The organism is Nocardia sp. NPDC058176 (genome assembly GCF_042883805.1).
Classification (GTDB): domain Bacteria; phylum Actinomycetota; class Actinomycetes; order Mycobacteriales; family Mycobacteriaceae; genus Nocardia.
In genome coordinates this window covers 1,323,732-1,345,134 of record NZ_JBHVVA010000001.1, presented here as the reverse complement: position 1 = coordinate 1,345,134, position 21,403 = coordinate 1,323,732, and the positions used below count along the sequence as shown (strand labels likewise).

Below are 21,403 nucleotides of genomic sequence, written 5' to 3'. Positions count from 1 at the left end.
CTGAACGTTCGCCGGAAACGGGATTGTTCGACGAAGGGACTGTGATGAGCGCAGAGGTACCCGGATCGGGATCACCGTCGTCGGCCCGGGTGCGGGCCATGCCGGTGACCGACCACGACGCCGATGCCGGTCGCGCCGCCAGGACCCGCGCACCCCGACGCGCCGCCGGTGAATGGGATCCGAGCACCCGGACCATCTCGGCTCTGGACCGCTTGCGCGCCCAGGAATCCGTGCGCGATCAGCAGTTGCTGCCCCTGCGCTACGCCCGGATGGCGTCCTCACCGTGGGCATACCTGCGGGGCGCGGCCGCGGTCATGGCCGCCGACCTGGGCGCACGCCAACACTCCGGACTCACCGCGCAGATGTGCGGGGACGCCCACATCCTCAACTTCGGACTGTGGGCCTCCCCGGAGCGCCAACTCCTCTTCGACGCCCGCGATTTCGACGAAACCCTGCCCGGCCCCTTCGAATGGGACCTCAAACGCCTCACCACCAGCGTCTTCGTCCTCGCCGAGACCGAGGGCATCGGCCGCTCGACCGCCGAGGACGCCGCCACCGCCGCCGTGAACGGCTACCGCACCGCGATGCGCCGCTACGCCCGCTCCGGCGAGCTCGAGATCTGGTACGACCGCTTCACCGCCGACATGCCCCTGGAACACCTCACCTCGGCCTTCGCCAAGGAGGCCAAGCACACGATCGACAAGCAGGCCGCCAAGCGTTCCCAGGAGGGCACGGCACGCCAGCTCGTCACCGTGGTCGACGGGCAGCGCCGCATCAGCGACGACCCGCTCAAGCGCCGCCATTTCCAGCTCAGCGACGAGGAGGAGATCAGCGTCTACGAGCAGATCTTCGACACCTACCTGGCCTCGATCCCACCGCACCTGGCCCGGCTCGTCGGCCGGTTCACCCGCATCGACACCGTTCAGCAGGTCGTCGGCGTCGGCAGTGTCGGCATGCGCGTCTACCTGCACCTGATGGAGGGCGACAGTCAACGCCAGTCGGTGTTCTTCCAGGTCAAACAGGCGACCTCTTCGGTGTACGAGGAATTCCTCGGCCCGAGCGTCTACGACAACCACGGCGAACGTGTCGTGGTCGGTCAGCGGTTGATGCAGTCGGCCAGCGACATCTTCCTCGGGTACGTGCGCGTCGACGAGAACGACTACTACGTCCGCCAGTTCCGCGACATGAAGATCATTCCCAGCGGCCGCGAAATAGCCGGCTACCTCCCGCAATTCGCCTCCGCCTGCGGCGCCGCCCTGGCCAAGTCACACGCCCGCAGCGGCGAGCCCGAAGCCATCGCCGCCTACATCGGCAAGGGCGAGGCCTTCGCCGCCGGCATCCTCGACTTCGCCCGCGCCTACGCCGCCCAAACCGACACCGACCACGCCGACCTGGTCACCGCCATCGCCGCCGGTGACGTGGAGGCGGCCGAACGCGGCTGGTGAACGCGCTACTCGAAGTCGACCAGTGTGATCGAGGGGCGCGCGTTCTTCAGGACCGGGGCGTTGGCCAGGAGCTTCATCGCGCGGCTGCCCCACGGTCCACGTCCCGCCGCGATGTCGACATCGGTGACCGCACGCAGCCGCGGGATCCGGATCGGCAGCTCGGCGGCCTCGGCGACCGACAGGTGGAACGGCATCGGCGGGGCCTGATAATCACTGCCGCGCGCCAGGGTCATCCCCTTCATGGTCCTGTTGCTGAACCACGCCGGAATGCTGTCGAAGATCAGCTGCCCGCCGGGGAACCGCGCGGCGCAGTCGCGGATCAGCGAGTACACCTCCGCCGGCGGCAGGTACATGAACAGTCCCTCGGCACTGATGAACACCCCGGCGTCAGGGTCGACATCGTCCATCCAGGAGCGATCCAGCGCCGACACCGCGACGTGCCGCAACCGCTCCTCGGCGGGAAAAACCCGCTCACGCACCGCGATCATCTCCGGCAGATCAACCGAGATCCACTGCGCGACCGGCACACCCACCCGCCAGAAGCTCGTCTGCAGACCTTCCCCGAGCGCGACGACGGTCGCGCCGGGATGCGCGCCGACGTAGTCGCGAATCGCGCGATCGAAGGTCACCGCGCGCAGCGGATGCGATTGGCTCGCCGGCCCGAAATCACCGTACGGATAGTCGATCCGCTCGTAGAGTTCGACGGCCATCGGATCCTCGTAGTCGGAATCGGCCCTGGCGGCCTCCACCGCGCGATTGCGCAGCGTCCACAGTGCCGTGGCGGGCACGCCGCGCAAGGTTGTGCCGTCGAGCCTGTCCTCAGCCATCGAGATCCTCCCGTCGCCGTCGGACTCACTGTAGGCAACCGGACGCGTCGATGGGGTTCGCTCGATTTCACCCGGTTCGGGTGAGGTGGACGCCCCCGCGGCGGCGCTAGCCTCGGGCGAACGCCACCGGGTGGCGTCTTCCCTCCGAGCCGATCGAGGTGCGTCATGTCGTTCTGGGATGTCGTGTGGCTGATCATCGTCAGCTTCGGGTTCGTCGCCTATCTGCTGCTGCTGTTCTTCATTCTCGGCGACCTGTTCCGCGACAAGCACACCTCCGGGTGGATCAAGGCGATCTGGATCGTGTTCTTGCTGTTCATCCCCGTGCTGACCTCGCTGGTCTACCTCATCACCCGCGGCAGCGGCATGCAGGAACGCGCGCAACTCGAGGCCGAACAGCAGCAGAAGGCCGCCGACAGCTACATCCGCACCACCGCGGGCACCAACCCCGCCGCCCAGATCGCCGACGCCAAACGCCTGCTCGCCGAAGGCACCATCACCCAGGCCGAATTCGACCAGCTCAAGGCCAAAGCACTGTCCTGACCGGCTCGGTCCCAGGCTGCCTGGTCGGGCACCGCCGTCGACGTCGTTCACACCCGTTCGACGGCGGGCAGGCGGTAGGTGCCGTCGAGGAAGGCCGGGCGTGGAATGTAGGCGCGGGCATTGAGATAGAAGCGCCCGGCGGGGGCGGGCAGCCAGTTCGGTGCGTCCTCGGCGGAAGGTGATTCGTGCTGGATGTGGATTGTCAGTGAGCCGTCGGCGCCGTAGGTGAGGCCGGGGGTGCGGTCACCGATGGAGTAGCGGTCGACGGCATTGTCGACCATCAACCGGGACGCGGAATCGTAGAGGGTGATCGACCAGAACGCCTCGACGGGCGGCAACTGTCCGGGTGCGAACCGCAGCACATACCGGTGTGCCCCGGACAGCGGTTCGCCGTCGGCGTCGGTCTCGGCGATCGGGTAGAGCGCCTCTTCGGGTGAATTGGTGTAGATGAACTTCCACGCGACCGCCGACCGGAACAGATAGTCCTCGCCGTAGTCGCCCATCGGCGGAATGTCCTGCCACCCCTGCACGACCGTGCCGAGGTTGTTGCCCCGGTCCTCGATCCGCTGGTGCGCGATGCGCGTCCCGTCCCCGATCGCGGCCCGCACCGCCGGATCGAAGGAATCCAGGTCGAATTCGGCACCGGGTCCGATCCCGAGCGGGGCGAGCCGACACAGCAGCGCCGTCTCGGGTTCGGACACGGTGTGGAACCGGAGCAGGAAGTTCAGCAGAGCGAACAGTCTCGGGGACCCGTACAGGTCGGCGGTGTAGGGCGGAAAGTCGATGTCGGCGGGCGGCTGCGGCGCCGGTCGGGCCAGGACTTCGCTGAGCGGCCGGATCCGCAGCCGCTCCTGGATCGCGATCACCGCGTCCAGATCGGCGCGACCCTCGATCGCGGTGCGGGTCGCGAGGGCGACGAACTGGCTGGGCGAAATGATCACCCGCGCGGGCGCACCGGTAGGCAGCGCGCCCTTGTATCGCGGTCCGACCAGGAGAAAATCGCCCCCGTCACCGCCGGTGGCACGGGTGCCGACATAGGCGAAATTGTCGGTGCCCATGTCCACCAGCTGGATGACGAAGTACCGGTACCCGGTGGCAGGCACGCTGAGCACGATCGGTTCGGCGCGCAGATCGGCGAAGGTCGTGGAGTACAGCGTGTCGTTGTTGGCGTTGACCACCGTGTCATAACTCGAGTCGAACAGGGCGCGCCCGTGCCGAAAGGTGTTGAAGCCGGAGTACTGCGGCGAATCCGGCCAGACGCACATTCCCCACATCGCCCGATAGTTCTCCACGATCGCGAAACCGTAGAGATAGGCCTGTTCGGCGAGTGCGCGGGCGGTCGCGGCGGTCAACGGGGACGACGTCATCTTCGGCGTTCCTTCCGGCGAGCAGGTCATCCCCCGAGCGGTCCTGCCAGTATCGCCGACAAGACCGCCTCGACACCCGTACCGACCCTGGCGTTTCGGGCGCTCGCGCTCAGCGCAGTGGGCGGAAGAACTCCCGCACGTCCTCGATCAACAGGTCAGGGGTTTCCATCGCCGCGAAATGCCCACCGCGGTCGAATTCGGTCCAGCGCACCAGGTTGTTCTGCTTTTCGGCGATGCCGCGGATCGTGGTGTCGCCGGGGAACACCGCGACCGCGGTGGGCACACCGGAGCTGGGCAGGTCCGCACCCCACTGCTGGGATTCCTTGTACAGGCGCATCGAGGAGCCGATGGTCCCGGTGAACCACAGGACCGAGATCTCGGTGAGCAGGGCGTCGCGGTCGATGGAGTCCTCGGGCAGTGCGGCGGCCGGGTCCTTGTAGGTGTTGACCACGTCCACGACCCAACCCAGCAGTCCGGCAGGCGAATCGGTGACCGCGTGGGCCAGGCTCTGGGGGCGGGTGCTGTGCACGCTCGCGTAGGCGGAGGTGTCGTTGGCGTTCCAGTCCTGCAGGGCGGCCAGCTTGGCCTGGTCCTCCTCGGAGTAGCCGGCACCGTCGTCGTCCCAGCCGGGGATGGTGATCGCGGCATTGAGGTGCACACCGGCGACATGCTCGGTGTCGACGCGACCCAGCTGCGGTGCGATGAACGAACCCGCGTCCGAGCCCTGCGCGCCGTAGCGGGTGTAGCCGAGGCGGCCCATCAACTGCGCGATCAGCTCGGCGGAACGTTCGGTGGCGGCCTGACCGGGCTCGTGGGTGGTTCCGGAGAAGCCGAAACCGGGCAGGGTCGGAATCACCAGGTCGAACGCGTCACGCGGGTCGCCGCCGTGTGCGCGCGGATCGGTCAGCGGCCCGATGGTCTCGCCGAAATCGGTGAACGGCCAACCGTGCACGAGCACCAGCGGCAAGGCGTCGGGCTCGGGCGAGCGGACGTGGGTGAAGTGGACGCGCTGCCCGTCGATCTCGGTGACGAACTGCGGGTGGGCATTGCGTGCGGCTTCGGCGGCCCGCCAATCGAATCCGCTGCGCCAGTACTCGGCGAGATCACGCAGGTAGGTGGTCGGCAGCCCATAGGACCAGCCGGTGCCGGGCAGGTCATCGGCCCAGCGGGTGCGGGCCAGGCGCTCGTGCAGGTCGTCGAGGTCGGACTGCGGGACATCGATCCGGAAGGGGTGGATTTCGCTCATAAACACCACGCTAGAAGCCACTTAGGCCAGGATCGGTCCTAAGAATGCGGCATGCTGGAGTCATGTCGGAAACCTCGGCTCGCCTGTTGCGTCTGCTGTCGCTGCTGCAGACCCACCGTGCGTGGTCGGGGGCCGAACTGGCCGACAAGCTCGAGGTCACCCCCCGCACGGTGCGTCGCGATGTCGAACGGTTGCGTGGCCTCGGCTACCCGGTACAGGCCCTGCAGGGCACCGCGGGCTACCGGCTGGGCGCGGGCGCCTCGATGCCGCCGCTGCTGCTCGACGACGAGGAAGCGGTCGCGGTGGCGGTCGGCCTGCGGACCACCTCCGGCGGTACCGTCACCGGCATCGAGGACGCCTCACTGCGCGCCCTGGCCAAACTCGAACAGGTGCTGCCCTCGCGGCTGCGTCACCGCCTCACCACGCTGCAGAAGTCGATGGTGCGCGTGAGCGCCGAGTCACCGCGCGTCGCGTCCGAGACCCTGCTGACCATCGCCGAGACCTGCCTGCGCCGTGAACGACTGCGTTTCGACTACACCGATCACGCGGGCCGGGTGTCGCGTCGCGATGTCGAACCGGATTCGCTGGTCAACGTCAGCAGGCACTGGTACCTGGTCGCCTGGGATGTCGACCGCGGCGACTGGCGTTCCTTCCGCGTCGACCGCCTCGAACCCCGCATCCCGACCGGCCCACGCTTCACGCCGCGTCCCCTCCCCGAAGGCGACGCGGCTGCCTACATGGCGCGCAGGCTCTCGTCCGCGTCGTGGCCGTGGCGCACCGTGATCACCCTGCACGGCTCGGCCACCGAGCTGGCCGAGCGTGTCTGGCCGGGCATGGGTGTCCTCGAAGCCGTCGACGACACCCACTGCCTGCTCCACCTCGGCGCCGACACCCCCGCATCGCTGGCCTGGATGATCACCGCGCTCGACACCGATTTCACCGTCACCGGCCCACCGGAACTACTCACCGCCCTGGAGACCCTGGCCACCCGCTGCCGCACCGCGATCGTGGCAGCCGATGCGGAATCGCACTCGCTGCCACCTGATCGGTGACGCGCGGAACCCGGCCCACCGGCATCAACTCCGGCGGAACCACAGGGACTCACGGCGCGTCGAGCACCTGCTGCAGCCGGGTCGCGAACGCGACGGGATCGTCGACGAACCCGGTGTGATCGCCGGGGAACACCACCGGCTCCACACCGAGCGAGGCGGCCAGTTCCCGGGAGGTGTGATCGCAGAGCTGGCCGGTCGACTCCGCCCCGATCCCGACGATCACCCGCGTCGGAATCGACCGCAGCAGCGGCGGGTCCGGCACCCACGCGGTGGTGTGGCGCAGTTCGTGCTCGAACCAGTAGCGCTCGGTGGCGACCTGTTCGGGATCGCGTTCACCGCCGAACATCTGCGCCAGCACCGGTTCGGGGATCCCGATGTTCGCCTGTGCGAAGAACTTCCGCCACGCACCGACCACATCACCGGTGGCGAAGGTGGCGATGATCTCCTCGGTGACCGCGCGCTGGGCCTCGGCATCGGGCAGCAGTTCGCGCAGTGGCGGCTCGTGCGCGACGATCGTGGTGACCAGGTCGGGATTGGTCTGGGCCAGCGCCAGCGCGCTGACCGCGCCGCCGCTGGAACCGAACACCACCGCCGGTCCCACGTCGAGGTGGGTGATGAGCCGGGCCAGGTCGTCGGCGCGGGCGCGCACCGTCGAATCCTGGCGCGGATCGTCGAGGGGGCTGGCCGCATGCCCGCGCGGGTCGGTGGTGAGCACGGTGTTGGTGGCGGCGAGCTGTTGGGCCGTCGAGGCGAAGGCGGCCGCGTTCATCGGCGCCCCGACCAGCACGAGCAGCGGTCCCGCCCCGCGGACCTCGTAATACAGGCGGGCGTCGGGCACCACGAGGGTGCCGGTGGTGACGGCGGAACTGGCGGTCATGAGACTCTCCCGGAGCTCGGCGACAGGTAGCACTCATAGAGACGGCGCCCGCCGCGAGAACTCATCGCCGCCCGCGAAATTTCTTTCACCACCATCGATTCCCCAGGTCACGGCACTGCCGTAGGACTCACCCGCCGACGCCGGAGTCCGGCCGCCAGCAGATCCCGAGCAGCACCACGGCCGACAGCACACCGAGCCCACCCGCGATCGCGGGCCCCGCTGGCCCGTTCACCGCGACACCGAGCACGTGATCGAGCGACCACCGACCTGCTCCGAGTGTCGCGGTGGCCACGGCGGTGGCGGCGAGCACCGCCGTGTACTCCCAGCCCTGCCCTGGCCGAAAGATGAAGAACCCGTTGCGCCGATGCGCGGTGATCGCCGCGACCACCATCGTCGAGACGACCGCGGCCGCGGCGAACGGCGTGCCCAGACCGAGCACGAGCAAGACGCCCGCGGTGATCTCGGTGGCCGTGGCGAGGACGGCGTGCACCCGGCCCGGTCGCAGCCCGATCGAGGCGAACCACCCCGCCGTGCCCGCGAGCTTGCCGCCGCCCCACGCGTGGTTGACACCGTGGGCGAGCACGACGCCGCCCACGGTGACGCGCAGGATCAGCGCGGCGAGGTCGACCGAGTTCACGCCGCCTGCTTCTTGCGTGCCTCGACCGCGGACTCGCGCGGCTGCCAGCCCGGCGGGGCGAAGATGTAGCCGAGCCGGTCGCGCCACCGCTTCGCACCCCGGACATCCCGAATGATGTTGCCGTACTCGTGGTATTGCAGTTTCAGCAGGTTGTAGGTGCCGACGGGCGTGGTGAGACCGTAGGTGGGGGTGTGCAGTTCGGGCTGGAACGTGCCGAACATCCGGTCCCAGATGATCAGGATGCCGCCGTAGTTGCGGTCCAGGTAGATCGGGTCACTGCCGTGGTGCACGCGGTGATGCGACGGGGTGTTGAACACGAATTCGATCGGGCGCCACAGCCTGCCGATGGTCTCGGTGTGGGTGAAGAACTGGTAGATCAGGTTCAGCGCGAACGCGACGTAGATCGTCCACGGCGCGAAACCCAGCAGGGGCAGCGGCGCCCAGAAGATCGCCTCCGACCACGGATTCCACTTCTGCCGCAGCGCGGTCCCGAGATTGAAGTACTCACTCGAGTGATGTGCCTGGTGCGCGGCCCAGCCGATGCGCACCCGGTGGGAGAACCGGTGATTGCAGTACCAGGCGATGTCGATGACCACCATCAGCAGCAGCCAGTACCACCAGGTGTCGGTCGGTAGCTGCCACGGCGCGAGCTCGACGTAGAGGATCACGAACAAGACCAGCGTGAGCAGCTTGAACAGCGCCATCGCCACCACCGAACCCATGCCCATGCTGATGCTGGTGCGGCTGTCGATCGCCGAGTAGGCGCGCGGGGTGTCCTCGTGCCCGGCGTGGCGCAGACTCACCGCCTCGATCGCGATGAACACCGCGAAGAACGGTATCGCGTACAACAGCGGGTTGTTGATCTGCTCCCACAGCGAGGACAGCATGCCGACTCCTAATATAGACGTGTGGGTAATTTACGAAATAGTCAATTCACTGTCAACGGCTGTCCCCGCTGATGGTTGGATAAGGGGGTGAGCACAGCCGGAACCAAGGGCGTCCCGCGCGCCGAGCGCGAGCAGTTGATCCTCGATGCCGCCGTGTCCGAGATCGGCCGGCTCGGCTACGCCGGTCTCTCACTCGCCGGTGTCGCCCTGCGCGCCGAGGTGTCGAAGCCGCTGGTGTACACCTATTTCCAGTCCAAGGACACGGTGTACATCGCGTGCGTGGAGCGCGCCGCGGCGATCCTCTACGACGCGATCGAGTCGGCCATCGCCGGGGACGACCTGACCAGGGCCCAGCGCACCCTCGACGCCCTCTTCGTCGCCCTCGAACCCCGACCGCACGACTGGACCGTCGTCTTCGACCGTTCCCACCCCGACGAGGGCCCGGCCGCCGAGGCCGCCCGCACGGCCCGGCGCCGCATCGCCGCCCAGGCCGCCCGCGGCGTCGCCGATGTCGTCGCCGCCGTCGACCTCACCGATCCGAGCGATCTGTCCGCGCTCACCGACGTCTGGATGGGCACGGTCACCTCACTGGTCCTGTGGTGGCTACGGCACCCGGACCAGACCGCCGCCCAGATGAGCGCCCGCAGCCACCGCCTGATCGCGGCCCTCGTCGCCGCCCGCTGACCGGGTCGAGGCGACCTCAGTTGTAGGAGTTCGCGACCCCGTCGAGCAGCCGTTCGAGCGTGTCGTAGGCGGGCACGTCGACGACATCGATCAGGTCCGCGGCCACCGGCACATCATGGGCGGCGGCGACGGCGGTGAACTGGGCGTTGTCGCCGGTGCGGAAGCCGTGTTCGGCGGCTAGACGGCGTAGTTCGGGGTTGTCGGTGAGCAGTCGGCCGATCGTGTCGCCGGGGCGGGTCAGCGGGACCAGGGTGTGGTTCGACAGTACGGTCGGGGTCGGATAGGTCAGCACCATGTCCGGGGTGATCCGGCCCGCGGCCGCCGCTCCGATGAACTGGGCCTCGTAGATGCACACCAGCGGCGTCGGGCCCATCCCGTTGGTGAGGTACTGGTTGAACGGCCCCTCACTGCTGTTGTCGGTGTAGCCCTGGGCGAGAAACAGTTTCGACAGCGCGGGCAGCACATGTGCCTCGGCGGTGGCGCCACGCACGATGGTGTGATCGTTGGCGACATAGCTGGCGATCGACAGGTACATGGCCGCGGAATTGGAGCTGCGCGGATCGGTGGTCGAGACCAGGATGTTCTTGGCCACCGGATAGGTCGTGTTGCCGGGCAGGTCGTCCCACTGCACCCCACCGGCGGCCAACTCCAGGTACCGGTTCATGTCGAAGCTCGCCACCGGCCCCGGTGTGATCACCCCGGCCGCGGTCAACAGCTCGGCGATGGGTCGGTAGGTGGCGATGGCGATCGGCGAGGAGAACGGTGTGTACTTGGCCGTGACACCGCGAGCACGCTGGATGCGTTCGGCGGCGGGACTGCTCGACGGGAACGCGAAGTCGTAGCGGTCCAGGTCGACCGAGGTCGCGATCTGCCGCGATCCGGCGGGCTCGACCTCGACGGTGATCCCGTTGTCGGCCAGCACCTCGACGACGCGCTCGTCGGCGAAGAACGCCATCTTCTCTGACCCGACCACCCCGCGCACCACCGTCGCCGCGGCCACGGGTGCGGCCGCAGGCGTCTCCGCCCCGCCGGGAAGCAGGACGACCCCGGCGACGACAGCGGCCACCACGACGACAGCGCCGAGCGACAGCGGCACCACCGCACGCCGGCTCACCACCCGCCGCGTCCCCGAAGCCTCCTGGCGCGCCACCGGCGCCGGAACCGCAGCGCGACCCGACGGCGCCGGTACACGCACCGTCGGGTCGGGATCGGCGAGTTCGCTGCGCACGATCCGCTCGACCAGGATGGGCACGAACTCCCGGATCGGCTTGCCCGCGAAGCGATCGTGCGCGGCACCCACCGCCGAGGTCACCTGGTCGACGGGGACGTTCTCGGACAGATCTTCGACCAGACTCTCGGTCATCCGCCGCATCGCCTGCGCTTCACGCTGGACGACATCGGCGCCGGGGTTCACGCGCGACACCACTTCTCTCCTGGGCTCACATTCGGGGCAGACGGACGCGGCGCGCCGTCCGGGCCCTCCCGTGCGCACGCCGCGGGCCACGCTACCGGCGCAAAGCACACGGACCCGCACTGCGACGGCCCGGGCACGCAGAGTTCAACACCCGCTCCCCTGCCCGCCATGTCATGTTGTCCACGAGTTCGCGCTGACACCGAAAATCGCTCTGCCGGTGCAGGTTTCGTGATCAGCGTTCGGCGACGGGCCGCACGTCACCCACCACGGCGCCACTCGCGGCGGGCTCACCGGCCCGCAGCGCGGCCCGCAACAACCCACCGGTCAGCAGGTCGAGGACACCGATCACCACCAGCGCGCCCCCGGCCGCCGTCGCCAGCCCCGTGACGGTCTTGAACGTGATCGCGATGAGCGCGATCCCGATCGCGAGCGTCACCCACCCACTGATCTCGTGCAGCCAACCATCGCTGATCTGCTCGTCCCACACCCCCACCAACGCCTGCACGGCCCCGCGCACCGCCCACCCGAGCCCGATCCACCACGCGAGCAACTCGATGCTCCCGCCCCCGAAACTCAGTACCGCCAGCACCGCGGTCAGCGCCGCGCTGACCAGCACCAGCAGCCGCAACACGAGCGCGATCCGCGACCGAAACCCCAGATAGGCTTGCACTCCCGCGCTCACCAGCAGCGAGACCCCGAACAGCAGGGACAGGGTCGACTCGTCGCGCCCCGGCCACAACAGCGTCGCCACCCCGAGCACGAACGACGCGCCGCCCGCGATCGCCAACGCCTGCCGGGTCCGCTGCCCCGCCGACTCGTTCATGCGATCCGCTCCGCCAGATACGGCGCGGTCCGGCTGTCCGGATCGGCCGCCACCTGTTCCGGTGTCCCCTGTGCCACGATCCGCCCACCTTGCGCGCCGCCGCCCGGCCCCATGTCGATCACGTGATCGGCCCGCGCGACCACGGTCATGTCGTGTTCGACGACCACCACGCTCGCCCCCGAGTCGACGAGTGAATCCAGTTGCCGCAGCAGCACATCGGTGTCGGCGGGATGCAGTCCGGTGGTGGGTTCGTCGAGTAGATACACCGTACTCGCGCGCCGTGCCCGCTGCAGTTCGGTCGCGAGTTTCACCCGCTGTGCCTCACCGCCGGACAGTTCGGTCGCCGGTTGCCCGAGCCGCAGATAGCCGAGCCCGACATCGGCGAGGGTGCGCAGGGCGCGCGCGACCACCGCCACGTCGGCGAGGAATTCGGTGGCCTGGTCGACCGTCATGTCCAGCACCTGCGCGATCGTGGTGTCGCGGTAGGTGATCTCGAGGGTCTCGGGGTTGTAGCGGGCGCCGTGACAGTCCGGGCATGGACTGTAGGTGCTGGGCAGGAACAGCAGCTCGACGGTGATGTACCCCTCGCCCTGACACGTCGGGCAGCGCCCCTCGGCGACATTGAACGAGAACCGCCCGACCCCGTAGCCGCGGGCCCGCGCGGCAGCGGTGTCGGCGAACAGTTTGCGCACGGTGTCGAACAGCCCGGTGTAGGTGGCCAGGTTCGAGCGTGGGGTCCGTCCGATCGGCGCCTGGTCGACCTCGACGACCCGCACGATCGCCGTATCGGCCTCGGCGGCGACCGAGATCGCGTGCAGCAGCGTCGATTTGCCCGAGCCCGAGACGCCGGTGATCGCGGTGAACACGCTCAGCGGGATATCGGCATCGAGGTCGCGCAGATTGTGGCTGGTCACTGCCCGCAATCGCAGCGTTCCGTCCGGGGTGCGGTCGGCGCGCGGTGGACGGGTGATCTCGTCGAACAGATACGGCCGGGTCACCGATTCGGTCACCGCGCGCAGTCCGTCGACCTCGCCGCTGTAGAGCACCCGCCCGCCGTGCACCCCCGCACCGGGCCCGATGTCGATGAGCCAGTCCGCGTGCCGCACGACATCGAGATCGTGTTCGACCAGGAACACGCTGTTGCCGGATCTCTTGAGCCTGCCGAGCACCTCGGTCAGTGCGACGGTGTCGGCCGGATGCAGTCCCGCCGACGGCTCGTCGAGGATGTAGACCACCCCGAACAGCCCCGACCGCAACTGGCCGGCCAAGCGCAGCCGTTGCAGTTCACCACCGGACAGGGTCGGGCTCTCCCGATCCACGCTGAGATAGCCGAGGCCGAGTTCGATCAGCACGTCGATGCGGGAGGTCAGGTCCTGGGTGAGCACCGCCGCCGCGCTCGTGCCGTGGGTGTAGGGGCGCAGGACGTCGACGAGTTCGCGCAGCGGCAGGTCGGCGAGTTCAGTGATGTTGTGGCCGGCGAAGGTCACCGCCAGCGACTCGGGTTTGAGGCGCCGTCCGTCACAGAGCGGGCAGGTCGCGGTGTGCAGGAACTCCGCGGCGCGCGCCCGCGTCGTCTCGCTCTTGGACTCGGCGTGCGAACGCAGCAGCAGCCGTTCGGCGCTGGTGTAGGTGCCCTGGTAGGGGCGGTGGATGCGGTCGGGGTCCCGCTGGGGATGCACGGTGACCACCGGCTTCTCGTCGGTGAACAGGATCCAGGTGCGGGCGGCGGGCGAGAGTTCGCGCCACGGCCGGTCGATGTCGTAGCCGAGCGCGGCCAGCACATCGCGCAGGTTCTTGCCCTGCCAGGCCCCCGGCCAGGAGGCGATCGCGCCGTCGCGGATGCTGCGCGACGGGTCGGGGACCATCGAGGCCTCGGTGGCTTCGTGCACGACGCCCTGACCGTGACAGCGCGGGCACGCCCCCTCGACGGTGTTGGGCGAGAACGCGTCGGAATACAAGCGATTGGTGCCCTCGGGATAGTGACCGGCCCCGGTTCGGGCCGGGCCATCCGGATAGTCGCCCTCGCGCGACATGAGCATGCGCAGGGTGTTCGAGATGGCGGTGACGGTGCCGACCGTCGAACGCGAGGACGGGGCGGAGCGGCGCTGGGCCAGCGCGACGGTCGGCGGCAGCCCGGTCACGGTATCGACATCGGGCGCCTCGACCTGGTGCAGCAATCTTCGGGCATACGGTGCCACCGACTCCAGATACCGGCGCTGCGATTCCGCGTAGAGGGTGCCGAACGCCAGCGAAGACTTCCCCGAACCCGAAACTCCGGTGAACGCGACCAGGGCGTTTCGTGGCATGTCCGCGTCGACATCGCGCAGATTGTGGACCCGGGCGCCACGCACCCGAACCGAAGGATCGACCTCGTGCGAATCCACAGCTACCGAGGCTACCCGCCGTGGCGCGGTCCCCGTCGCCGTACACGCAGACGTCTTCGGCGGCGGGGATCGGTCTGTCGGGCTAGAAGAACCAGCCGAGTTCGGGTGCGCGATCGGTCGTGAACGCCTCGTCGACTGCCCGCAGCGCCGCGGTGTCCTCGACGCTGATCCGGTGGGCGGCCGCCAATCTGCCGGCCCGGTGGGCTCCGAAGTAGAGCGCGCCGAGCACATTGATGTCGAAGGCGAGATCCGCGGGCCGGGTCGTGGGTTCGCACTCGGCCACGCCGTCGCGCACGCGCAGGGCGAACCGGCCGCCCGCGGACCGGAACGGATCGTGCACGGCCACCACCGTGTCCACATCGTGGCGGTAGGTGCGTGCGGTGAGCGCGGCGGGGACATCCATCACGCGCGCCCACAGCGAGTCGCCGCGGCGGATCACCCGCGCCGCACGGGAATCGGTGAGCAGGTAGGGCAGCGGATCATCGTCGGCGATCTCGGCTTCGATCGTATCGACGAGGTCCATGCCGAGCAGCACCCGCCACAGCGCCGGGTGCGCTTCCGGGGTGGCCGCGCGCAGTTCCGACACCGCGACAACGGACCGGTTGTCGGCGTAGCGGCGCCGGTACAGGGCATAGCCGTCGGGATGAACCAGCACGAACAGCGAAGTCGCGGCGGCGCGGTGCCGTTCGACATCGGCGAAGACCAGCGCCCACTTCTCCTCCGGTCGCGCCTGGGCGCCCGGCACCTGCCGCTGCCAGCGGTCGTAGACCTCCCGGATGTGCGGGGCGGCCTCGGCCAGGCTCGCCAGTTCGACGCCGCCGGGATCCGGTGTGGTCGGCCGGAATTCGGCCCGGCGCCGATCGATGGCGATCGCGGTGTCGAGGATGGTGGGGTCGTAGCCGAAGCGGCCGTAGATGGTGGCCTCGCTGGCGGTGAAGATCGTCAGCGGCAGTCCGTCGGCTTCGGTGCGCGCGTGCTGGGCGGTGTACAGCTCCCGCAGGATGCCGCGTCGTCGATGGGTCGGCGACACCGCCACCCCGGACACACCCGCAGCGCGCACGGTGCGCTGCCCCGGCACGGTCACCGTCATGGTGATGTCGGTGGTGTGGCCGACGACCCGCCCGTTGTCGACCGCGACCAACGCACGCTCGACCGGCCACAACTCGTGTTGCAGGCCCTGCTCGTCCGCCCCGTACCGCATCCCGAATCCGGTCTCCTGCAGGCCGACGATCGCGGGCCGGTCCTGCTCGGTCGCCGACCGCACCGTGACACTCTTCGCCGAAGTCATCCCCGAACAATGCCACGCGCCCCCACCCCCGCACACCCGGTTTTCCGCCGGGCAGCGGTAGTTGGACCGTTGATCACCACGCTCTCAGGTGAGTATCGGCCGAGAAGCGAACGCCACCAGAGCGTGGTGATCAACAGTCCAGATCGGGCATGTCCCGGGACGAGGGGTGAGAGGCTTCAGCTGCCGAGGACGCTGACCAACTCGACGGTGCGGACCGGTCCGCTGTCGGGTGTGTGCGGCGCGATCACCGATCCCCGTGTCCCCGGCTGGTGTGCTGCGGGCAGGCGATGGAATCGGACGGCGGCCGTGCCGATGGGGACATCGGTGTGGGTGTCGCCGTCGACCGCGACACCGCTCTCGCCACCGGCCGAGACCAACTCGACGCCGGCCACGACCACCGAGGAATCGACGGTGTCGCTGTCGTTCTGCGCCTGCGCGGCCGTCCGTCCGGCCAGCAGATCCAGCACCGCCGCGACGGCGACCGGGTCGCGGGTGGCGTCGTAGATCCACCGGCGGCCGAGCGTGCCGTGTTCGGCGGTGCCGAGCAGCGCGTTCTCGGCGCCGGGTAGCGGGGCGCCGCGATAGGTCAGCGGCACCTGATAGAGCTGTGGTTCGGGTGTCGAATCATCCAACAGCAGCAGGAATTCGATCCCGACCGCACCATCGGGATCGTCGAGCCGGAAACCACCGGCCTTGCGCAGTCGCGGCACCGTTCCCCGATACCACTGCCGCCCCGGCAGCCATGCCGCGACGAGGTCGGTCTTGCCGGGAACCAGGCTGGTGCGATGGATGACTGCCATACCGCAGGCTAACCCCGCGCGAGCATGGCGCGCAGATCAGGCAGTGCGCCGATGCGCTGGGTGACGGGTCGTCCGGGTGCGGCGGTCTGGGCGGAACCGGTCGCGCGCAGCAGGGCCCGGATCTCCGCCGGGCCCTCACGACCAGCACCGTTCGCCCGAATCCCTTGGTAGGCGGCCACCGCGCCGACGACGATCGGCGACGCGCTGGAGGTGCCGCTGAACTCATCGGTGTACCAGAGATCTTCGTCGGCCCCACCCTGCAGATCGCCGTAACCGGTCGTGGTGACCTCGCGGCCCCAGCCCTGCGCGTCCAGGCGGGCACCGTGATTGGAGAACGCCAGCCGCGACCGCGCCGGACCGTGCTCTCGCCCGTGCAGACCCGGTGGCGGCGCACCCGCACCGACCAGGACCGCGCCGGAATCCGCACCGCCGAACGGGTTACGCCACTCGGCGGGAAAGTCCGCGGGCCGGGCGGCGTACACGGCGTCGTCGAGGTTCTCCCCGCCATTGCCCGCCGCTTCCACGACGATGATGCCCCGTCCGGTGGCGTACCGGATGGCGGCGAAATCGTCGGGCCACCATTCCACGGCGATGTAGCCGCGCTGATCCGGCGTCGCCCGGTAGTCGTATCGCGGTCCGGGACGGTGCAGTTCGATGAGCACGATGTCGCCGGGGTCGAGGGCGTCGGCCGCGGAACGGATGGCGGCGGCCGAGCCGATCCCGAAGATCGAGATCGCCCTGATGTGGGCGTCGGGCGCGATCCCGGTGATCCCGAACTCGTTGACGTCGCCGCTGATCTCACCGGCCACCGCGGTCCCGTGATTGCGCCAGCCCAGATCCGGCGAGGAGCTGCCGCCGATCACCCCACCCTGGTTCTGGCGCAGGTCCTCGTGGGTGAACCGCCACGCGCCCTCCACGTCGATCACCCGCACCCCGGTGCCGAGACCGCCGGGCTGCGTGTGCGCCCACACCGCGTCGATCCCGTGCGGCGCCGACTCCAGATAGCCCTGCCGGGAACGGAAATCGGGGGTGACCGCCGGTGCCTCCGGCGCGATGGTGTTCTCGGCCAACGGCGCGAGCGGCGGTTCGGCGGCGGGCTTGACGTAGGCGGCGGCCACGGTGTCGTCCGCGCGGAGGCGATCCGCGAGCTCGTCGAGGTCACCGACCTCGCCGCGCACGCTGTAGTAACTCAGATACGCCCCGGCCACCGGTGCCTGTGGGGTGTCGGCCAGGCGCGCGGCGAGCCGGTTGTCCGGGCCGAAGATCGGTACCAGGTGCGCGGTGGCAGGCAGCAACTCGTCGACCCGCGAGCGCACGGAGCGGTTCTCCCGCAGGGCGATCGGGGTGATCGCGGGACCGGTCGGCGCGGTGACGACGATCAGTTCGGCGGGCGAGACCGCGGGGCCGGGCACCCCCGGTCGCCGCTGCCTGCTGGGTCGAGCGGTGGAGGCCATGGCTACAGTGAACCGTGCGCGGCCGCGGCCCGCCACCGTTGGCCCGAGATCGCCGTCCGCGACACGCCGAGGCCACATCCCGCGCCCGGCACACGACGCCCGGTCAGCGCCATGGATCGACGAATCCCGGTGCGCCGGAAAATCTTTCACCTACCATGGGTGCCGGGTGATCCCAGGTCACCCTGGGTACCGATTCCGGGTGCCTGCGTCACCCTGCCGCCGCAGCGCGGTGTTCGAGCGTGAAACCATTCCATCGGATACGCAGTCATGCAGGGGGTCAAACATGTCTACAGCTGTCGATTTCGCCGCCAGGCTCATCGATCCGCGCGCCATCGCCGCCGCGGGGCATTCCGCGGTGCTGGCCTATGTCTCGCCCAGCAGACCCGGCGCGAATTTCGGGGCCAAACCGATCACCGCCGACTACGCGCGCGCCCTCACCGCCGCCGGGCTCGACATCGTCTCGATCTGGCAGTACGGCAAACCCGGCGACCCCACCCCCTCGGATTGGACCACCGGTTTCGAGGGTGGTCGCCGGATGGCCGAACAGGCACTGGCCACGCACCTGAGTCTGGGCGCGCCGCAGCGGGCGCCGATCTTCTTCGCCGTCGACGAGGACATCTCCCTCGCCCAGTGGAACCGCACCGCCGTGGAGTTCTTCCGCGGCGTCAACGCGGTGCTCGGCACGGCGTGGACCGGTATCTACGGGCATTCGCGGGTGTGCGCGTGGGCCATCGAGGACGGCGTGATCGGCCGTCACGGTGACGTCAGCTGGGCGTGGCAGACGCGCGCGTGGTCCGGGGGCGAACGCGAACCGCGGGCGGTGCTGTATCAGCGGATCATCGACACCCCGTCCGAACCCGGTCCGCTCATCGACGGCACCCGCGTCGACGTCAACGACATCCTCGCCGCCGATTTCGGGCAGTGGAGCATCGACCGCGGGACCGCGATCCCGCCGTTCACCGAACTCGACCGGCTCGGCCCCTCGCACTCCCCGCGCGACGGTGCCCGCATCACGAATTTCCTGCTGCACACCCAGGAGGGCAACGGCACCGCCGAATCCCTGGCCGCCTACCTGAACAACCCGGCCAACGGCGTCTCCTACCACTACACGCTGCGTGACGCGGTGGTCGTGCGGGTGGTGCCGGAAGAACTCGCGTCCTGGTCGGTGCTCTCGGCGAACCGGTTCACGGTGAACCTGTGCTTCGCCGGCAGCCGCGTCGCCTGGTCGCGCGCGGACTGGCTGGCCATCGACGCCGACCTGCGTATCGCGGCCTATCTGGCAGTCCGCAGCGCGCACCGGCACGGGTACTCGACCGAGGTGATCGCCCCGCCCTACCGGGTGGCCGACGGCATCGCCGACCACCAGTACGTGACCAGGGCGCTGGGCATCGGCACCCACACCGATGTCGGCCCGAACTTCCCCTGGGATGTGTTCGCCGCCCACGTCGCGAGCTTCACCCACACCGGACACTCCGCCATCGACGCCCGCGCCGCGGCCACACCGTGGCTGGGCGCACGCCGCACCGACGGCGAACTCCCCACCCCGGACCGGCTCGGCCGCTTCGCCGAATTCGAACACGGCTACGTCTACTGGCACCCGAGCACCGCCGCACACGCCATCCCGACCGCGATCATGACCAAGTTCGCCGAATTGGGCTGGGAGACAGGCCCCCTGGGATACCCCACCGCCGAACACACCGAACTCCCCGACCCGCGCGGCACCGCCCCCGGACTCGCGCAAGCCTTCCAGGGTGGCACCGTCTACCGCCGCGCCGAGCAACCCGCACACTGGATCCACGGTGCGATCGGCACCCGCTGGGCGGCATCGGGCTTCGAGAACGGCCAGCTCGGTTGGCCCGCCTCCGACGAGATCACCCACGACGACGGCGTCTACCAGGAGTTCGAGTTCGGCCGCATCTACTGGGTCCCCGACCAGATCGTCGCCCTCCGCAACTCCGGCGACCCCGACACACCCCTGGCCCGCCCGGCTTAGACGGTGAGAACCCGACTCGGGAGTGCCCCGGCCGGCGCCGAGTCGGCTCCACCGATCCATGACAGGGTGACTGTCCGAGCAGGCCCGTGACCTGCTCGGTTCAGCGAGCCTGTGGTCCCCCTGGTCAGCCCAGGAGGAGTGCGAGGGTGGTGGCGCCGACACCGAGGACCAGCGCGGCGATCACGACGATCGCGATCAGTCGGGTGCGGGACGAGGGACCGGAGTAGGTCTCTTCGTCGTTCAAGATGTCGTCGATGTCGACGGCGGCGAACTCGCGGGTGGTTTCCAGAGGGCCGGGCTGCTCGGTCATGAACCCTGACGCTAGTCGAGGGCGCGCTCCGCCGTACCGGATACCCCCACTCAGGTCTGCGGTATCGCGGTGCGGCTGGTGGCCACCAGTTCGTCGAGTTGTCGTTCGGCGCGTTCGGCCCTGGCCAGGGTCTGCGCGCGTGCGTCGTCGAGGGCGGCGAGCCGCTCGGTGGCATCGGCGCGCGCCTGCTCCAGTTCCGCGGCTGCCGCCACCCGCCGCTGTTCGGCTTCCGCGCTCGCGCTGCGACGCAACTCGGCCAGTTCGGCCCGGGTTCGATCGAGTTCGGTGCGCACGTTGTCGAGTTCGGCGCGTGCGCGCCGCCATTCCTCACGGGCCTCGGCGGCCGCTTCCACCCGTTCGGCGGTGGCCTTTTCGGCACGTTCGGTGGCGCGGTCCGCATCGGCGGCACGCTGGTTGGCCAGGTCGCGATCGGCGTGCGCGGCAGCGATCCTGGCGTCGGCATCACGCCGCTGGTGCGCGATATCGGCGTCGGCCCGCTGTTCGGCGCGGGCGATGGCATCCGCCGATTCCTGTTTGATCGCCTCGATCTCCTCGGCCGCACGCTGTTGTGCCGCACGAATCTCGGCTTCGGCGTCGCTGCGCGCGGCGAACACGTCATCGGCGGCCTGCTTGGTGACTCGCTCCACCTCCGCCAGCGCCTCGTCCCGTGCGGTGTGCGCCGCGCCGATGGCCTGCTCGGCCTCCTCCGCCGACGCGACCGCGTCCTGGGTCACCGATTCCGCCAGCGTCCGAGCCTCTTCGGCCTCGCGCCGCGCCTGCTCGGCGGTCACCGTCGCCATCTCCGCCTCGGCGATCCGGCGGGCCGCATCCGCCTGCACCGCCTGGACCTGCGCCTCGGCGACCGACGGATCCCCGAGCGTCTGCATCTCGGCAACCGCCGCCGTGAGCGTGGTGCCCAATTGTTCAGCCAGCCCACGGAACTGCCCGAGCAGCTCATCGGCCCGCAACCGCGCCACGGTCACCGGTCCTTGCGTCGTCACAGTGACGGAACTGACCTCAACCTCCGACTCCTGCTGCTGCCGTTGCCTTTCCCGCCACGCCCGCCATCGCGTGTGATCTGGGTGATCACAGTATTCGGAAGGTCGCCCGGGTCCCCCGGCACGAGTAATGGGACGGGCACATCCTGGGTAGTTGCAGACGCTCGACACAGGAGAATCGTAGCGTTGGTTCCGTCATTCGGTTACGTATTACACGAAACGAAATCCGTGTCGCCCGTTCGGGACTCGATCCCAGACCCCTCCATCCTGGCCACCGATAAGTGAACATTATCGGTGGTCAGGATCCCACCTCCTTCCAAACTATCTGGAACTATTTACGTTTCCGTTTGGTTGGTACCAACGCTACGTATTCGCAA

General features: G+C 69.3%; 19 protein-coding genes. 5 read left to right on the top strand and 14 right to left on the bottom strand.

The window, feature by feature from the left end:
- Positions 1-44 precede the first annotated feature (44 nt).
- Positions 45-1,445, top strand: coding sequence for a DUF2252 domain-containing protein (locus ACFVVM_RS06330; RefSeq protein ID WP_387613619.1), 1,401 nt, complete (start codon positions 45-47; stop codon positions 1,443-1,445).
- A gap of 5 nt (positions 1,446-1,450) precedes the next feature.
- Here ACFVVM_RS06330 and ACFVVM_RS06325 read toward each other — a convergent pair whose 3' ends face one another.
- Positions 1,451-2,272, bottom strand: coding sequence for a class I SAM-dependent methyltransferase (locus ACFVVM_RS06325; RefSeq protein WP_387613616.1), 822 nt, complete (start codon positions 2,270-2,272; stop codon positions 1,451-1,453).
- A gap of 165 nt (positions 2,273-2,437) precedes the next feature.
- Between ACFVVM_RS06325 and ACFVVM_RS06320 the strand changes: the two genes are divergently transcribed.
- Positions 2,438-2,812, top strand: coding sequence for an SHOCT domain-containing protein (locus tag ACFVVM_RS06320; RefSeq protein WP_387613614.1), 375 nt, complete (start codon positions 2,438-2,440; stop codon positions 2,810-2,812).
- Positions 2,813-2,859: 47 nt separating this feature from the next.
- Here ACFVVM_RS06320 and ACFVVM_RS06315 read toward each other — a convergent pair whose 3' ends face one another.
- Positions 2,860-4,179: a DUF1254 domain-containing protein gene (locus ACFVVM_RS06315; RefSeq protein WP_387613612.1), complete on the bottom strand. Its 1,320-nt coding sequence runs from the start codon at positions 4,177-4,179 to the stop codon at positions 2,860-2,862.
- A 109-nt stretch (positions 4,180-4,288) separates the two neighbouring features.
- Positions 4,289-5,425 (bottom strand): epoxide hydrolase family protein, encoded by a 1,137-nt coding sequence (locus tag ACFVVM_RS06310; RefSeq protein ID WP_387613609.1) that lies wholly within the window; start codon positions 5,423-5,425, stop codon positions 4,289-4,291.
- Between the two features lie 62 nt (positions 5,426-5,487).
- On the opposite strand from ACFVVM_RS06310, the gene ACFVVM_RS06305 reads away from it, so the two are divergent.
- Positions 5,488-6,477 carry a helix-turn-helix transcriptional regulator gene (locus ACFVVM_RS06305; RefSeq protein WP_387613606.1) on the top strand — a complete coding sequence of 330 codons (990 nt, stop codon included), beginning with the start codon at positions 5,488-5,490 and terminating at the stop codon, positions 6,475-6,477.
- A 49-nt stretch (positions 6,478-6,526) separates the two neighbouring features.
- Here the strand turns inward: ACFVVM_RS06305 and ACFVVM_RS06300 are convergent, their stop codons facing one another.
- The 3 genes from ACFVVM_RS06300 to ACFVVM_RS06290 form a co-directional block, all read right to left on the bottom strand.
- On the bottom strand, positions 6,527-7,354 hold the full coding sequence (locus ACFVVM_RS06300) for an alpha/beta fold hydrolase (RefSeq protein WP_387613603.1): 828 nt from the start codon (positions 7,352-7,354) through the stop codon (positions 6,527-6,529).
- A 127-nt stretch (positions 7,355-7,481) separates the two neighbouring features.
- Entirely contained in the window at positions 7,482-7,991 is a 510-nt protein-coding gene (locus tag ACFVVM_RS06295) for a DoxX family protein (RefSeq protein ID WP_387613601.1), read from the bottom strand.
- Positions 7,988-8,878: a sterol desaturase family protein gene (locus ACFVVM_RS06290; RefSeq protein WP_387613599.1), complete on the bottom strand. Its 891-nt coding sequence runs from the start codon at positions 8,876-8,878 to the stop codon at positions 7,988-7,990. Before ACFVVM_RS06290 ends, ACFVVM_RS06295 begins: the two co-directional genes overlap by 4 nt.
- An 87-nt stretch (positions 8,879-8,965) precedes the next feature.
- Between ACFVVM_RS06290 and ACFVVM_RS06285 the strand changes: the two genes are divergently transcribed.
- Positions 8,966-9,562, top strand: a complete 597-nt coding sequence (locus tag ACFVVM_RS06285) for a TetR/AcrR family transcriptional regulator (protein WP_387613596.1) — start codon at positions 8,966-8,968, stop codon at positions 9,560-9,562.
- Positions 9,563-9,578: 16 nt separating this feature from the next.
- Here ACFVVM_RS06285 and ACFVVM_RS06280 read toward each other — a convergent pair whose 3' ends face one another.
- The 6 genes from ACFVVM_RS06280 to ACFVVM_RS06255 all read right to left on the bottom strand — a co-directional run bounded on the left by ACFVVM_RS06280 (position 9,579) and on the right by ACFVVM_RS06255 (position 17,725).
- Positions 9,579-10,985 carry a three-helix bundle dimerization domain-containing protein gene (locus ACFVVM_RS06280; RefSeq protein ID WP_387613594.1) on the bottom strand — a complete coding sequence of 469 codons (1,407 nt, stop codon included), beginning with the start codon at positions 10,983-10,985 and terminating at the stop codon, positions 9,579-9,581.
- A gap of 223 nt (positions 10,986-11,208) precedes the next feature.
- The gene (locus tag ACFVVM_RS06275; RefSeq protein WP_387613591.1) at positions 11,209-11,799 is read right to left on the bottom strand and encodes a DUF308 domain-containing protein; all 591 of its coding nucleotides are present in this window, start codon (positions 11,797-11,799) and stop codon (positions 11,209-11,211) included.
- Positions 11,796-14,105: an ATP-binding cassette domain-containing protein gene (locus ACFVVM_RS06270; protein WP_387616771.1), complete on the bottom strand. Its 2,310-nt coding sequence runs from the start codon at positions 14,103-14,105 to the stop codon at positions 11,796-11,798. The genes ACFVVM_RS06275 and ACFVVM_RS06270 overlap by 4 nt, the downstream gene beginning before the upstream one ends.
- A gap of 160 nt (positions 14,106-14,265) precedes the next feature.
- A complete protein-coding gene (locus ACFVVM_RS06265) occupies positions 14,266-15,471 on the bottom strand; it encodes a GNAT family N-acetyltransferase (RefSeq protein ID WP_387613589.1) in 1,206 nt (401 codons plus the stop codon).
- Positions 15,472-15,647: 176 nt separating this feature from the next.
- Positions 15,648-16,271, bottom strand: a complete 624-nt coding sequence (locus ACFVVM_RS06260; protein ID WP_387613586.1) for a 1,4-alpha-glucan branching protein — start codon at positions 16,269-16,271, stop codon at positions 15,648-15,650.
- A gap of 8 nt (positions 16,272-16,279) precedes the next feature.
- Positions 16,280-17,725, bottom strand: a complete 1,446-nt coding sequence (locus tag ACFVVM_RS06255; protein WP_387613583.1) for a S8 family serine peptidase — start codon at positions 17,723-17,725, stop codon at positions 16,280-16,282.
- Between the two features lie 283 nt (positions 17,726-18,008).
- On the opposite strand from ACFVVM_RS06255, the gene ACFVVM_RS06250 reads away from it, so the two are divergent.
- Positions 18,009-19,718: a glycoside hydrolase domain-containing protein gene (locus ACFVVM_RS06250; RefSeq protein ID WP_387613580.1), complete on the top strand. Its 1,710-nt coding sequence runs from the start codon at positions 18,009-18,011 to the stop codon at positions 19,716-19,718.
- Between the two features lie 124 nt (positions 19,719-19,842).
- Here the strand turns inward: ACFVVM_RS06250 and ACFVVM_RS06245 are convergent, their stop codons facing one another.
- Positions 19,843-20,028, bottom strand: a complete 186-nt coding sequence (locus tag ACFVVM_RS06245; protein WP_387613578.1) for a hypothetical protein — start codon at positions 20,026-20,028, stop codon at positions 19,843-19,845.
- Positions 20,029-20,078: 50 nt separating this feature from the next.
- The gene (locus ACFVVM_RS06240) at positions 20,079-21,029 is read right to left on the bottom strand and encodes a hypothetical protein (RefSeq protein WP_387613576.1); all 951 of its coding nucleotides are present in this window, start codon (positions 21,027-21,029) and stop codon (positions 20,079-20,081) included.
- Positions 21,030-21,403: the final 374 nt, after the last annotated feature.